Genomic DNA, 12987 nt, shown 5'->3' with positions numbered 1-12987 from the left:
ATCCCAGGTCCCCCACCTGTCACATTGCCGCCGCATACTGACGCCCATCACATACCGCTTGGGGAAGTCGCAGTGAAGTCGTGGGGTTGTGCGTTGCTGTTGTCGCTGGCCGTGGCACCATCGGTGGCCATGAGTGCTGAATCCTCCACCCCGGCCGCGCACAAGGTGTCGGTCTACGGCCATCGCGGCGCAAGCGCGCTGTTGCCGGAGCACACCCTGGCGGCCTACGCCCAGGCGATCGCCGATGGCGCCGACTACATCGAACCGGACCTGGTGATGACGAAGGACGGGGTGATGGTGGCCCGCCACGAGAACGAGATCGGTGGCACCACTGACGTCGCCTCGCATCCGGAGTTCGCCAGCCGCCGCACCAGCAAGGTCATCGACGGGCAGAAGGTCGACGGCTGGTTCACCGAGGACTTCACCCTGGCCGAGCTGAAGACCCTGTACGCGCGCGAGCGCCTGCCGGAGCTGCGCAGCACCGCCTACGACGGCCAGTTCCGCATCGCCAGCCTGGACGAGATTCTGGCCTTCCTGGTCCAGCAGGCCGGCCGCGCCAACCGCGGCATCGGCCTGGTGCCGGAGATCAAGCACCCGACCTACTTCCAGTCGATCGGCCTGCCGATGGAAGACAAGCTGCTGGCCGCGCTGCGCGGCAACGCCTATACCAACGTCGGCCCGGTCACCATCCAGTCGTTCGAGACCGCCAACCTGCGTTACCTGCGCGGCAAGATCCCGCGTGGCAGCAACATCCGCCTGCTGCAGCTGCTGTGGAAGGGCGACACCCAGCCGGCCGACATCGCCAAGGCCGGTGGCACGCTGACCTACGCGCAGATGATGACGCCGGCCGGATTGAAGGATATCGCCAGCTACGCCGACAGCATCGGCCCGGAGCTGCGCTCGATCATTCCGCTGGATGACAAGGGCGCACTGGGCACGCCGACCACGCTGGTGCGCGATGCGCATGCGGTGGGCCTGATGGTGATTCCGTACACCTTCCGCCCGGAGAACCACTTCCAGGCCAGCAACCTGCGCAAGGGGGCCGACAACGCGCGCAATGCAGAGGGATCGATCGCCGAAATGCGTGCCTACCTGGCCACCGGCATCGATGCCTTCTTCACCGACGACCCGGCACTGGGCAGGCAGGCGGTGGATGGCACGGGCGCGGCAGGGAACTGAGCGATCAACGCGGCCGGACATGGGCCGGCGCTACCCGGGGTGCCGGTGTGCTCTGGTAGATGCCAACCTTGGTTGGCACACAACAACCGCGCCGACCAAGGTCGGCCACTACTGGGTCATGAGGTTGCCGGCCAGCGGCCGGCACTACCGTCACCTAGCTGCGCGGCTCGTCCGGCCGGCGGAACGGGATCACCACGTAATCCTGTCCTTCGCGCGGTTGCCACAGCACCGGCACGCGCTGCGGTGACGGCGGCTCCAGCTCGTCGTCGGGCAGCGGTTCGATGTCTTCTTCCTCGTCTTCCCAGCTGTAGCGCGGACGCGGCGGCAGCGGGTCGGCGTTGCGGAACAGCAGCGCGGCGATGATGCCGGCGAAGGCGCCGCCCATGTGCGACTGCCAGGACACGCCGTCGGCGTGCGGCAGGATGGTCATCAGCATGCCGCCGTAGAACAGCATGCCGATCAGGCCGGTGGCAATCGCCGCGCGATCGCGGCGCAGCAGGCCCAGGCTGGCCAGCAGGAACATCAGGCCATGGGTCACGCCACTGGCGCCCAGGTGCACGCTGCCCGGATTGCCAAGCATCCACGCGCCGATGCCCGAGCCCAGCCACAGCAGGGGCAGCGCGCGAACGGTGGCTTTCGGGTAGACGCTGCCGGCCAGCGTGCCGAGGATCAGGATCGCAATGCTGTTGGCGACGATGTGCTCGACCGAGGCATGCAGCATCGGGCCGCCGATCAGGCCAAGCAGGCCCTTGGCTTCCAGCGGCGCGACCGCCCACGGTCGCCAGTCGAACGTGCCCTGCAGCGCGAACACGGCCACCAGCACCAGCACGGCAGCCAGGCTGGCATTGAACGCCCGCAGGATGCGCGAGCGGTCATTGCGGGGGGCCGGCACGTCGCCAGCGGGCAGGGGCGCGTTGTTGTTCATACCTCAGCAATGGCGGTGGTTGGCGTGAAACCAAGGCCACCGCGGCGGGAGAGTGGAAACGGCCGGCGGGACAATCCCACCGGCCGCGCCATCCAGCGGGTCGGGCTCAGGCCTGGCCTTCGCCTTCCTTCGGCGGGTACTTCAGGCTCAGCACCACGGTGGCGGCGATGATCACCGCCACCACGCCCAGCGACACCGGGGTCGGGATCTTGAACAGGTCGATGATCATCATCTTGATGCCGATGAAGCCCAGCACCAGTGCCAGGCCATACGGCAGCAGGTGGAAGCGGTCGGCCATGCCGGCCAGCAGGAAGAACATCGCACGCAGGCCCAGCACCGCGAACACGTTGGAGGTGAGCACGATGAACGGGTCGGTGGTGATCGCGAAGATCGCCGGGATGCTGTCCACCGCGAAGATCACGTCGGTGACTGCGATCAGGATCAGCACCGCGAACAGCGGGGTGAACCAGCGCACGCCATCGCGCTTCACGCTCAGCGCGTTGCCCGCGTAGTCCGGCAGCAGGCGCAGGTGCTTGCGCATCCAGCGCAGGGCCGGGTTGGTCTCCAGGTCCGGCTCCTGGCCGGCGGCGAACCACATCTTCCAGCCGGTGAACAGCAGGAAGGCACCGAACACGTAGAGCAGCCAATGGAACTGGCTGATCAGCACGCTGCCGGCGAAGATCATGATCGTACGCAGCACGATCGCACCCAGGATGCCGATGATCAGCACCTTCTGGCGCTGTTCCTCCGGCACCGCGAAGTAGCTCATGATCATCAGGAAGACAAAGATGTTGTCGACCGCCAGCGCCTTTTCGACCAGGTAGCCGGTCAGGAACTCGAGGCCGACCTTGTTGGCCACCACCTGGCCGGCGGTCTCATTCAGGTAGTACCAGAGGCCCGCATTGAACAGCAGGGCCAGCGCGACCCAGCCGATGGACCACCACAGGGCCTCCTTGAAGGTGACCTTGTGCGGTCCACCATGGCGCATCAACACGAGGTCGACCAGCAGGGCGATGACCACCACCGCTGCGAAGCCGCCCCACAACCACACGTTACCGATCGTCTGCATTGGGAATGTCCGTTGGAAAGATGAATGCCAGGCCGGACGGCGAGGATCTGCAACGGAGGATCGGGAGGGGGATCCAGGGACAGAGCTTCGCCAGTACGGCGAAGGTCTCGCTCGCAGTCCCAGTCGGCTGGAACTGCCGTTGCACCGGAGCCTGCGGGCTCGAAATGACGGCGACAACGTCTGGGAGCTACTCCCCTTCTGACGCCGATTCTGCGGCCTGGCCGGGCCGCCGTCAAATGCCCCTGCACTGGGGTCGGATCCCCAAGCGGGCTCCGCGCCCCCGCTCTGGTAGATGCCCACCTTTGTTGGGATGCCGGCCCGGGTCAGAGCCGCTGCGGGAATCCGACCCCGGCGCCCGGTTTACAATAGGTGGATGAATACCCCCCTTCCGATTGTCCGCCTCAAGAATGCGTGGCGTTCCAGCCACCCGTGGATCTTCCAGAAACTGGTCGAGAAGCCGACCGTCCGGCCCAAGCCCGGTTCCATCGTCGACGTCGTCGGCATCGATGGTGAGTTCATTGGCCGCGGGTTCTACAACGGGCACTCGCGCATCGCCGTGCGCATCCTCGAAACCGATCAGAACGTGCCGGTGGATGCCGGCTGGTTCTCGCGCAAGATCGCCCAGGCGGTGTCGCTGCGCCGTGAGGTGCTCAAGCTCGATGCGGTCTCCGATGCCTGGCGCGTGGTGCACAGCGAAGGCGACGGCCTGTCCGGCCTGGTGGTCGACCGCTACGGTGATCTGGTGGTGGTCGAGTTCTTCGCCGCCGGCATGTTCCGCCATCGCGAGTGGATCTACGACGCCCTGCGCGAGCAGTTCCCGGGCTGTCGCTTCCACAGCTTCGCCGACGAGCACGTGCAGAAGCAGGAAAGTTTCGACTTCCACGGCAACACCACCACCGAAGCGTCGGTGATCACCGAGTACGGCATCAAGTTCCGCGCCGACCCGGCCGGTGCGCACAAGACCGGTTTCTTTGCCGACCAGCGCGAGAACCGCGAATGGCTGAGCCAGCAGGTGGAAGGCAAGAGCGTACTCGACCTGTGCTGCAACACCGGCGGTTTTGCCGTGTACGCGGCGGCGCGTGGTGCTTCGGAAGTGATCGGCATCGACATCGACGAGGATGTGATCCAGATCGCCAAGGGCAATTCGCGCCTGAACAACGTGCGCCCGAAGTTCGTCCAGTCCGACATCTTCCCGTGGCTGCGCGACGCCGCCAACCGCGGTGAGCAGTACGACGTGGTGATCCTGGACCCGGCGAAGATGACCCGCGACCGCGACCAGGTCATCACCGCGCTGAAGAAGTACCTGGACATGAACAAGCTGGCGCTGGGCGTGGTCAAGCCGGGCGGTCTGTTCGCCACCTTCTCGTGCACCGGCCTGGTGGCCGAGGATCAGTTCCTCGACATGCTGCGCCGCGCGGCGTACTTCTCCGGCCGCACGATCCAGATCCTGAAGGTGGCCGGCGCCGGTCCGGACCATCCGTTCATGGCGCACGTGCAGGAATCGCGTTACCTCAAGGCCGTGTTCTGCCGCGTAGTGGATTGACCGCGGGACGCTGTAGAGCCGAGCCCATGCTCGGCTGATCTGCCTGACAGCCTCAAGATCCGCCGGGCGTGGCCCGGCGCTACCCAATGCGCGGCCGCAGCGCTATGGTCGGGCTCTTCCCATTGCCGGTGAGAGCCCATGCCATCGTTGCGCCACCTGTCCGTCGTGCTTGCCCTGGCGCTGTGCGCGCCGCTGTCGGCTCATGCCATCGAGTTCAGCGCACAGGAACTGGCCCACGCCAAGGCCCTGCAGCAGCGCCTGGTCACCCTCGACAGCCATCTGGATACGCCGGCCAATTTCGGCCGCAGCGGCTTCGACATCGAGCAGCGCCACGACCGCAACGCGCTCTCGCAGGTGGACTACCCGCGCATGGTCGAAGGCGCGCTGGACGGCGGTTTCTGGGCGATCTACACCGACCAGGGCGACCGCACCGCCGCCGCCCATCTGGCCGAGCGTGACCACGGCCTGCAGCGGCTGCTGGAGATCCGCGAAATGCTGGCCGCCAATCCCGAGCGTTTCGCGCTGGCATTGACCGCCGATGACGCGGCGCGGATCAAGGCTGCCGGCAAGCGCGTGGTCTACATCAGCATGGAAAACGCCAGCCCGCTGGTGGAAGACCCTAGCCTGCTCTCGTTCTATCACCGCGCCGGCCTGCGCCTGCTCAGTACCGTGCACTTCGCCAACAACGAGTTCGCCGATTCGGCCACCGATCCCAAGGGCGCGGAATGGAAAGGCCTGAGCCCGGCCGGCAAGGAGCTGGTGCGGCAGGCGGTGAAGCTGGGCATCGTAATCGACCAGTCACATGCATCGGATGCGGTGTTCGACGATCTGCTGGCAATGATGCCGGTACCGTTCGTGCTGTCGCACAGCTCGGCCAAGGCGGTCTACGACCACCCGCGCAATCTCGACGACGCGCGCCTGCGCAAGCTGGCCAAGGCCGGCGGCGTGATCCAGGTGAATGCCTATGGCGGTTACCTGATCGACACCGCAAAGACGCCCGAGCGCAAGCAGGCCGAGGAAGCGCTGAGCAAACAGCTGGGTGGCTGGGAAGGCATGGGCATCGAACAGGGCGTTGCCCTGCTGAAGGCCGAGCAGGTGCTGGACCACGAGCATCCAGTGCGCCATGCCAGCCTGGACGATTTCTTCGCCCACTTCGAGCACATCCTCAAGGTGGTCGGCCCCGAGCACGTGGGCATTGGCCTGGACTGGGATGGCGGCGGTGGCCTGAGTGACCTGCCCGATGTCAGCCAGCTGCCGAAGATCACCGCGTGGCTGCTGCGCAAGGGCTATACCGAGAAGCAGATCGCCGGCATCTGGGGCGGCAACCTGCTGCGGGTGATGCGCCAGGCGCAGGAGTACGCCGCAAAGCAGGGCGGTTGAAACGCCCTGCGGTAGTGCCGGCCGCTGGCCGGCATTGCCCCTATCAACAGGATGCGGGTTGCCGGCCAGCGGCCGGTACTACCGGTGATCCGTCTATTTCGCGATCAGCGCGTGGCGACGGCTGTACAGGAAGTACAGCACCAGGCCGGCCACGTTCCACAGCAGGAAGTACAGCTGGGTGGTATGCGGCAGGCTGATGAACAGGTAGATGCAGCCCAGCGCGGCCAGCGGGCCGACCACGAAGGCCAGCGGCGTACGGAACGTGCGTTCGCGGTTGGGCTCGCGCAGGCGCAGCACCACCAGGCAGATGCCTACCGCAGTGAACGCGGCCAGGGTACCGGCGTTGGCCAGTGCGGCGATCTCGTCCAGGCGGGCGACACCGGCCAGCGCCGACACCACCACCGCAGTGAACAGCGTGGTCGCCACCGGCGTGCCGGTACGTGCATTCACCTTGGACAGGCGACGCGGCAGCAGGCCATCGCGGCTCATCACGAAGAAGATGCGGCTCTGGCCGTACAGGAAGGCCAACAGCACGGTCGGCAGGGCGATGATCGCAATCACGCCGATCACCATCGCCGCGGTCGGATGGCCCAGCTGGCGCATGATCAGGGCCAGCGGCTCGGCGCTGTGGCCGAACACCGCGTAGCTCATCGCACCCACGGCGGCCAGCGCCACCAGCACGTAGACGATGGTGCAGCCGATCATCGAACCGATGATGCCGATCGACAGGTCGCGGCCCGGGTTCTTGGTTTCCTCGGCGGCGGTGGAGATCGCATCGAAGCCGTAGAAGGCGAAGAAGATGATGGCCGCTGCCGCCATCACGCCGTGCTCGACGCCATCAGGGCCCATCGACTTGGCGAAACCGTAGGGCATGAACGGCTGCAGGTTGGCGCCGTCGAACGCAGGCAGGGCCACGGCCACGAAGATGGCCAGCGCGATCAGCTTGAACACCACCAGGATGGCGTTGAGCGTCGCGCTCTCCTTGGTGCCGGCCATCAGCATGCCGGCCACCAGCCAGGTGATGATGATCGCCGGCAGATTGATCATGCCGCCTTCCACATGCGGGCCGGCCGCCAGCCAGGCCGGCAGGTGCACGTTCCAGCCGAACTGGGTATGGACCCATTCGAGGAAGCCGACGAAGTAGCCGGACCAGCCCACCGCCACCGTACTCACCACCAGCGAGTACTCCAGGATCAGGCTCCAGCCCACCACCCAGGCGAACACTTCGCCCAGCGCGCTGTAGCTGTAGGTGTAGGCACTGCCGGCGGCCGGCATCATCGTCGACAGCTCGGCGTAGGACAGCGCCGCACAGGCGCAGACCGCACCGGCGATGGCGAAGGAGATCAGCACGGCCGGGCCGGCCAGGTTGGCACCCACGCCGATCAGCGTATAGATGCCGGTACCGACGATGGCGCCGATGCCCAACGCGATCAGGTGCGGCCAGCTGAGCGTCGGGATCAGGCGCCTGCCGGCTTCGTGGACGGTGACGGAATCTAGGGACTTGCGCCGGAACAGGGACATGCAGGCCTCGGAAGGGGTGACTAAGAACGACAAGTTCCCGAGTGTGACCGAACGCAGCGCAGCATTACCACTGACGGGGGTCATGCAGGGCGGGGCGCGCGCTGCGCCCCGGCCAGGCTGCCGGAATCGGCACAATCCGGCGGCAGCCACCGGTGTGCATTGGTCCCGGCCGCTGCTACGACTGTATGTTGGCCATGCCGCTGACCGAATAGCGCTCACCGGCCGCGGCATGCGGCGGGAAGGCCGCATCCAGTGCGTCCAGCGTGGCCGCATCCAGTTCCACCTGCAGCGCACCGAGGTTCTCGTCCAGCCGTACCCGCCGCGTCGTGCCCGGAATCGGCACGATGTGCTCGCCGCGCGACAGCACCCAGGCCAGCGCCAGCTGCGAGGCGGCGATGCCGCGCTCGGCGGCCAGCGTCTGTACGGTGTCCACCAGTGCAAGGTTGCGCTGGAAGTTTTCGCCTTCGAAGCGGGGCGAGGTGCGCCGGTAATCGTCGGCGTCGAAGTCGTCCGGGCTGCGGATGGCGCCGGTCAGGAAGCCACGGCCCAGCGGCGAATACGGCACGAAGCCGATGCCCAGTTCCGCCGTGGTGGCCAGCACTCCGTTCTGCTCCGGATCGCGCGACCACAGCGAGTACTCGCTCTGCACCGCCGTGATCGGGTGGACCGCATGGGCACGGCGGAGGGTGGCCGCCGAGGCCTCGGACAGGCCCAGCCAGCGCACCTTGCCCTGTTCCACCAGGCGTGCCATCGCACCTACGGTGTCCTCGATCGGCACGGTCGGGTCGACGCGGTGCTGATAGTACAGGTCGATGTGGTCCACGCCCAGGCGGCGCAGGCTGGCCTCGCAGGCGGCCTGCACATAGTCCGGGTGGCCGTTGACCGGCCGCCCCTTCGGGTCGGTCGGGTCCAGGCCGATACCGAACTTGCTGGCCAGGAACACCTGGTTGCGGCGGCCGGCAATCGCGCGGCCGACCAGCACCTCGTTGGTGTGCGGGCCATACACATCGGCGGTGTCGAGCAGGGTCACGCCCCGGTCCAGCGCGTGCCGGATGACGGCAATGCCGTCATCGTCACTGCCGCGGCCGCCGTAGTAGGCGCTCATGCCCATGCAGCCCAGGCCGAGGGTGGACACGGTGGGGCCGGCGCGGCCGAGAGTACGGGTCTTCATGCGGATCTCCTTGGGGAAGGCGCCACGCCTGGAGGGGCAGCGGCGAGGGGCACAGCATCCTCCACGTCATCATGTGGATAAACTGCGTGCCACCGGACTTACCTTGAAGACTGGCTTCACAATGGATGCCTCCGTCCCCCTCACCGCTGTGGTCGCCTTCGTCCACGTGGCCGAGCACGCCAGCTTTACCCGCGCCGCCGATGCCCTGGGCGTGTCGACCTCGGCGCTGTCGCAGAGCGTGCGCGCGCTGGAAGCGCGGATGGGCGTGCGCCTGCTGCAGCGGACCACACGGCGGGTCAGCCTGACCGAACACGGCGCGCGCTTCCTGCAGCGCGTGCGCGGCGGCCTGGACCAGATCGACCAAGCCTTTGCCGAACTGGACAGCGCGCGCTCGGTGCCTGCCGGGCGGCTGCGTGTGACCCTGCCGCGCATCGTCGCCGATCGCATGGTCCTGCCGCGGCTGCCCGATTTCCTTGCGCGCTACCCGCAGGTGCAGGTGGAACTGTGCGTCGACCCGGCGCTGACCGATCTGGTGGCCGAGGGCTTCGACGCCGGCATCCGCCTCGGCGAATCACTCGCACAGGGCATGATCGCGGTGCCGGTCGGGCCACCTGAGCGCCAGGTGGTGGTGGCCACGCCGGCCTATTTCGAACGCCATGGCGTGCCGCAGACCCCGCATGACCTGCAGCGCCACGCCTGCATCGTGCACCGCCTGGCCAATGGCCGGCTGATGCCCTGGGAGTTCAGCCGCGAAGGCCACGACCTGGACGTGGAAGTGAGCGGGCGGCTGGTGTTCAACGATGCCGGCGTCGCCCATCACGCTGTGCTGGCGGGGCTGGGCATGGCCCAGGGGTTCGCTTCGCTGATGGCCGACGACATCGCCGCTGGGCGACTGCAGAGCGTGCTGCAGGACTGGCAGCCGCCGTTCCCCGGCTTCCACCTGTACTACCCCGCGCGTGAGCAGATGGCGCCCAAGCTGCGGGTGTTCATCGACCACCTGCGCGCGGAGATGCACGACCGGTAGATGCCAACCTTGGTTGGCATGCTTCAATCGACCACGCGCGCCGCTACGCCTCCCGGCCAATGGCAGCCATCCTCGTGCCACGCCTCGACGTCCTCGTTGAACTCGATACGTCGCCCGTCGCGGGCGCGCTCGTAGCTGAAACCGTAGACGTGCGCGCCCTGGGTGCTCAGGTAGTAGCGCCCATTGAGGCGGCCACCGATGCGTTCTTCCCAGACGCTGTCGAACTGGTACGGGCGGTCTTCGGCCAGCACCGTCGTTTCCTGCGACACCTGTTGCAGTTGCAGGCGGCCTCGCTGCCCGGCGTACTGCACGTCGGCGCTGCCATCGTCCAGCCAGCGCCACAGCAGGTGGATGCCGTCGTTGCGGCCCCCGGTGAGGCAGCGATGGTCCTGCACGCTGGCCGCTGCGGTGTCGGCCAGAAGCCCGATGAACACCAGCACCAGCAGCCGCCGGATCATCCGTTCAGCCCCAACCGGATGCCGAACCCAACCAGGAACAGGCCGGCCACGCGGCGCAGCGCATCGCTGATCCGCGGGTGCTGGATCAACCGGCGACGGGCCAGGTTGCCCACACCGATCAGCATCGAGCAGTAGCCGATGCTGACCACCAGGATGATGCCGGCCAGTGCCGCGAAGGTGGCGATGCCCTGGTGTGCCTTCGGATCGATGAACAACGGCAGGAAGGCCATGTAGAACAGGATCGCCTTCGGGTTGAGCAGGCTGACCAGGATCGCCTGCTGGAAGTAGCGGCCCGGCTGCATGCGGATCGGCCCGGCGTCACCCCCCTCGTGTTTCGGCGTGCGCAGCAGGCTGATGCCCACCCACACCAGGTAGGCCGCACCCAGGTACTGCACGGCGTGGAACACCAGTGGGTTGGCCTTCAGCAGTGCGGCCACACCGGCCAGCGCCAGCCACATCAGGATCTGGTCGCCGACCAGCAGGCCGGCCAGCGCGGTGTAGCCGCCACGCACGCCGCCCCGGCCGGTGGCGGTCAGCAGGGTGAAGGTGCCGGGGCCGGGCAGGGCGAGAAACACCAGCACAGCGACCAGAAACGTCCACAGGTCCTGGATGCCCATCCACGGCATGGCGGCGTTCTCTCTTACGGGGGGCCGCCATTGTCGGCCAGTGCTGCACTTGGCGACAGGGGGCTGGCGAGGCCATCGGGCATGCCAGACAGCAGCGGTTGCAGGTGCTGGCGCAGCTGCGCATGCAGTTGCCGTACCGCTGGCGAGAACTGCTTGCGGTGCGGGCATACCAGCTGCAGCGGGATGCTGCTGCCAACACCGTCCAGCAGCAGCTGCAGGCGCCCGGCCAGCACGTCCTCGCGCAGGTCCAGCCAGGACTTGTAGGTGATGCCTTCGCCGGCCACCGCCCAGCGTCGCACTACATCGGCGTCGTCGCAGACCAGCGGACCGCGCACCGGAATCACGCTGCGGCGCCCGTCGACCTCGAACGACCAGCGATCGTAGGCGCGGCCACTGAGCTGGTAGACCAGGCAATCGTGCTCACGCAGCTCGTCCAGGCGGGTGGGCGTACCGCGCCGCTGCAGGTAGCCGGGCGAGGCCGCGAGTACGCGCCGGTTGCCTTCCAGCAGGGGCAGGGCGACGTAGTTGGCGTCGTCGAAGTGGCCGATGCGGATGGCCACGTCGACCGGGTCGCGGAACACATCAGCCACTTCGTCGGACAGGCGCAGGTGCAGGCGCAGCCGCGGGTGCGCGGCGCGGAAGGCGCTCAGCCAGGGCAGCAGCAGGTTGCGGCCGAGGTCCGAGGGCGCCGACAGCTGCAGGGTGCCGTGCAGCTCGGTGTCCTCGCCCTGCACGCGCGCCTGGCCCTCGCGCAGGGTGGCCAGCACCTCCTGCGCGTACGGCAGGTACAGCGCGCCCTCGCCGGTCAGGCGCAGGCTGCGGGTGGTGCGCACGAACAGGCGCAGATCCAGCTCGCGTTCCAGCCGCGCCACGGCAGCAGCGACCTGGCCGGGTAACAGATCAGCCTCGCGGGCGGCCTGCGAGAAGCTGCCCAGCGCGGCCGTGCGGACGAACAACTGCAGATCGTCGAAGCGGATCATCTTCATCGCCGGAGTGAAAGTGCTAACCGATTCTGCGCCTTTCCGAGGGACCGTGTGCGGCGCACCCTGTCCACTCCTTCCCCACTGGACCGCTGCCATGCGCGCCATTGCCTACACCCACGCCGGCCTGCCGATCGACGACGCCCGGGCCCTGATCGACATCGAACTGGAACTGCCGCAGCCCGGCCCGCGCGACCTGCGGGTGGCGGTGCGTGCCGTGGCGGTGAACCCGGTCGACACCAAGGTCCGCCGCGGCGTGGCCACCGACGGCCCGCGCGTGCTGGGCTGGGATGCGGTCGGCATCGTCGATGCGGTAGGCAGCGAGGTGACCCTGTTCCAGCCTGGCGATGCGGTCTACTACGCCGGCGTGATCGACCGCCCGGGCAGCAATGCCGAATACCAGCTGGTGGACGAGCGCAGCGTCGGCCGCAAGCCGGCCAGTCTCGACGATGCGGCCGCCGCAGCGTTGCCGCTGACCGCGATCACCGCCTGGGAGCTGCTGTTCGACCGTCTGCGTATTCCCGAGGGCGGTGGCGAGGGCCAGGCCCTGCTGGTGATCGGTGCTGCCGGTGGTGTCGGTTCGATCCTGGTGCAGCTGGCGCGGAAGCTGACCAAGCTGACCGTGATCGGCACCGCTTCGCGTCCGGATACCCAGGACTGGGTCTACGCGATGGGCGCGCACCACGTGATCGACCACAGCCTGCCGCTGGCCGAGGGCCTGGCACGGCTCGGCATCAGCGAGGTGCAGCACGTGGCCAGCCTGACCCACTCCGACCAGCACTACGCGCAGATCGTGGAGCTGCTGGCGCCGCAGGGCCAGCTCGGCCTGATCGATGACCCGGGCCAGGTGGATGTAATGGCGCTCAAGCGCAAGGCGCTGTCACTGCACTGGGAATCGATGTTCACCCGGCCGCTGTACCGCACCGCCGACATGCAGCGCCAGCACGATCTGTTGAACCGGGTGGCCGAGCTGATCGACACGGGCGTGCTGCGGACCACCCTGGGCGAGCATTTCGGACGCATCGACGCAGCCAACCTGCGCCGTGCCCATGCGCTGCTGGAGAGCCATCGCGCCAAGGGCAAGATCGTGCTGGAAGGCTGGTAGGAGCAG

The 12987-nt window shown here is 67.6% G+C and carries 12 protein-coding genes; 5 read left to right on the top strand and 7 right to left on the bottom strand.

Annotated features, from left to right (window positions below; all coding sequences use genetic code 11):
- The first annotated feature begins 72 nt into the window (after positions 1-72).
- Entirely contained in the window at positions 73-1179 is a 1107-nt protein-coding gene (locus ARC63_RS09595) for a glycerophosphodiester phosphodiesterase (protein ID WP_057503114.1), read from the top strand.
- 154 nt (positions 1180-1333) lie between these two features.
- Here the strand turns inward: ARC63_RS09595 and ARC63_RS09590 are convergent, their stop codons facing one another.
- Positions 1334-2104 carry a rhomboid family intramembrane serine protease gene (locus tag ARC63_RS09590; RefSeq protein ID WP_010487444.1) on the bottom strand — a complete coding sequence of 257 codons (771 nt, stop codon included), beginning with the start codon at positions 2102-2104 and terminating at the stop codon, positions 1334-1336.
- Positions 2105-2210: 106 nt separating this feature from the next.
- On the bottom strand, positions 2211-3173 hold the full coding sequence (locus ARC63_RS09585) for a TerC family protein (protein ID WP_010487446.1): 963 nt from the start codon (positions 3171-3173) through the stop codon (positions 2211-2213).
- 373 nt (positions 3174-3546) lie between these two features.
- On the opposite strand from ARC63_RS09585, the gene ARC63_RS09580 reads away from it, so the two are divergent.
- Together ARC63_RS09580 and ARC63_RS09575 are read left to right on the top strand one after the other, a co-directional pair.
- A complete protein-coding gene (locus ARC63_RS09580; RefSeq protein ID WP_057503113.1) occupies positions 3547-4716 on the top strand; it encodes a class I SAM-dependent rRNA methyltransferase in 1170 nt (389 codons plus the stop codon).
- A 138-nt stretch (positions 4717-4854) separates the two neighbouring features.
- Entirely contained in the window at positions 4855-6096 is a 1242-nt protein-coding gene (locus ARC63_RS09575) for a dipeptidase (RefSeq protein ID WP_057503112.1), read from the top strand.
- 93 nt (positions 6097-6189) lie between these two features.
- Here the strand turns inward: ARC63_RS09575 and ARC63_RS09570 are convergent, their stop codons facing one another.
- Positions 6190-7617 (bottom strand): amino acid permease, encoded by a 1428-nt coding sequence (locus ARC63_RS09570; protein ID WP_043397683.1) that lies wholly within the window; start codon positions 7615-7617, stop codon positions 6190-6192.
- A 175-nt stretch (positions 7618-7792) separates the two neighbouring features.
- The gene (locus tag ARC63_RS09565; RefSeq protein WP_010487455.1) at positions 7793-8788 is read right to left on the bottom strand and encodes an aldo/keto reductase; all 996 of its coding nucleotides are present in this window, start codon (positions 8786-8788) and stop codon (positions 7793-7795) included.
- A gap of 121 nt (positions 8789-8909) precedes the next feature.
- On the opposite strand from ARC63_RS09565, the gene ARC63_RS09560 reads away from it, so the two are divergent.
- Positions 8910-9812, top strand: coding sequence for a LysR family transcriptional regulator (locus ARC63_RS09560; protein ID WP_057503111.1), 903 nt, complete (start codon positions 8910-8912; stop codon positions 9810-9812).
- 23 nt (positions 9813-9835) lie between these two features.
- Here the strand turns inward: ARC63_RS09560 and ARC63_RS09555 are convergent, their stop codons facing one another.
- The 3 genes from ARC63_RS09555 to ARC63_RS09545 are packed head-to-tail and all read right to left on the bottom strand — an operon-like array spanning position 9836 to position 11882.
- Complete coding sequence (locus ARC63_RS09555) at positions 9836-10270, bottom strand: hypothetical protein (RefSeq protein ID WP_010487459.1); 435 nt, start codon at positions 10268-10270, stop codon at positions 9836-9838.
- A complete protein-coding gene (gene leuE / locus ARC63_RS09550; protein ID WP_010487461.1) occupies positions 10267-10896 on the bottom strand; it encodes a leucine efflux protein LeuE in 630 nt (209 codons plus the stop codon). Before leuE ends, ARC63_RS09555 begins: the two co-directional genes overlap by 4 nt.
- A 14-nt stretch (positions 10897-10910) precedes the next feature.
- On the bottom strand, positions 10911-11882 hold the full coding sequence (locus tag ARC63_RS09545; protein ID WP_057503110.1) for a LysR family transcriptional regulator: 972 nt from the start codon (positions 11880-11882) through the stop codon (positions 10911-10913).
- 91 nt (positions 11883-11973) lie between these two features.
- Between ARC63_RS09545 and ARC63_RS09540 the strand changes: the two genes are divergently transcribed.
- Positions 11974-12981: a zinc-binding alcohol dehydrogenase family protein gene (locus ARC63_RS09540; protein ID WP_057503109.1), complete on the top strand. Its 1008-nt coding sequence runs from the start codon at positions 11974-11976 to the stop codon at positions 12979-12981.
- The last annotated feature ends 6 nt before the right edge of the window (positions 12982-12987 follow it).

This window comes from Stenotrophomonas geniculata ATCC 19374 = JCM 13324 (assembly GCF_001431625.1).
In the GTDB taxonomy this organism is placed as follows: Bacteria; Pseudomonadota; Gammaproteobacteria; order Xanthomonadales; family Xanthomonadaceae; genus Stenotrophomonas; species Stenotrophomonas geniculata.
The sequence above is the reverse complement of the archived record's forward strand: the minus strand, read 5'-3'. Positions and strand labels throughout refer to the sequence as shown.

Bases quoted from the DNA above. Each gene is read 5' to 3' on its own strand.
- leuE (WP_010487461.1), bottom strand. From the start codon at position 10,896: ATGCCGTGGATGGGCATCCAGGACCTGTGGACGTTTCTGGTCGCTGTG.
- ARC63_RS09575 (WP_057503112.1), top strand. From the start codon at position 4,855: ATGCCATCGTTGCGCCACCTGTCCGTCGTGCTTGCCCTGGCGCTGTGC.
- ARC63_RS09585 (WP_010487446.1), bottom strand. From the start codon at position 3,173: ATGCAGACGATCGGTAACGTGTGGTTGTGGGGCGGCTTCGCAGCGGTG.
- ARC63_RS09570 (WP_043397683.1), bottom strand. From the start codon at position 7,617: ATGTCCCTGTTCCGGCGCAAGTCCCTAGATTCCGTCACCGTCCACGAA.
- ARC63_RS09540 (WP_057503109.1), top strand. From the start codon at position 11,974: ATGCGCGCCATTGCCTACACCCACGCCGGCCTGCCGATCGACGACGCC.
- ARC63_RS09565 (WP_010487455.1), bottom strand. From the start codon at position 8,788: ATGAAGACCCGTACTCTCGGCCGCGCCGGCCCCACCGTGTCCACCCTC.
- ARC63_RS09590 (WP_010487444.1), bottom strand. From the start codon at position 2,104: ATGAACAACAACGCGCCCCTGCCCGCTGGCGACGTGCCGGCCCCCCGC.
- ARC63_RS09555 (WP_010487459.1), bottom strand. From the start codon at position 10,270: ATGATCCGGCGGCTGCTGGTGCTGGTGTTCATCGGGCTTCTGGCCGAC.
- ARC63_RS09560 (WP_057503111.1), top strand. From the start codon at position 8,910: ATGGATGCCTCCGTCCCCCTCACCGCTGTGGTCGCCTTCGTCCACGTG.
- ARC63_RS09580 (WP_057503113.1), top strand. From the start codon at position 3,547: ATGAATACCCCCCTTCCGATTGTCCGCCTCAAGAATGCGTGGCGTTCC.
- ARC63_RS09545 (WP_057503110.1), bottom strand. From the start codon at position 11,882: ATGAAGATGATCCGCTTCGACGATCTGCAGTTGTTCGTCCGCACGGCC.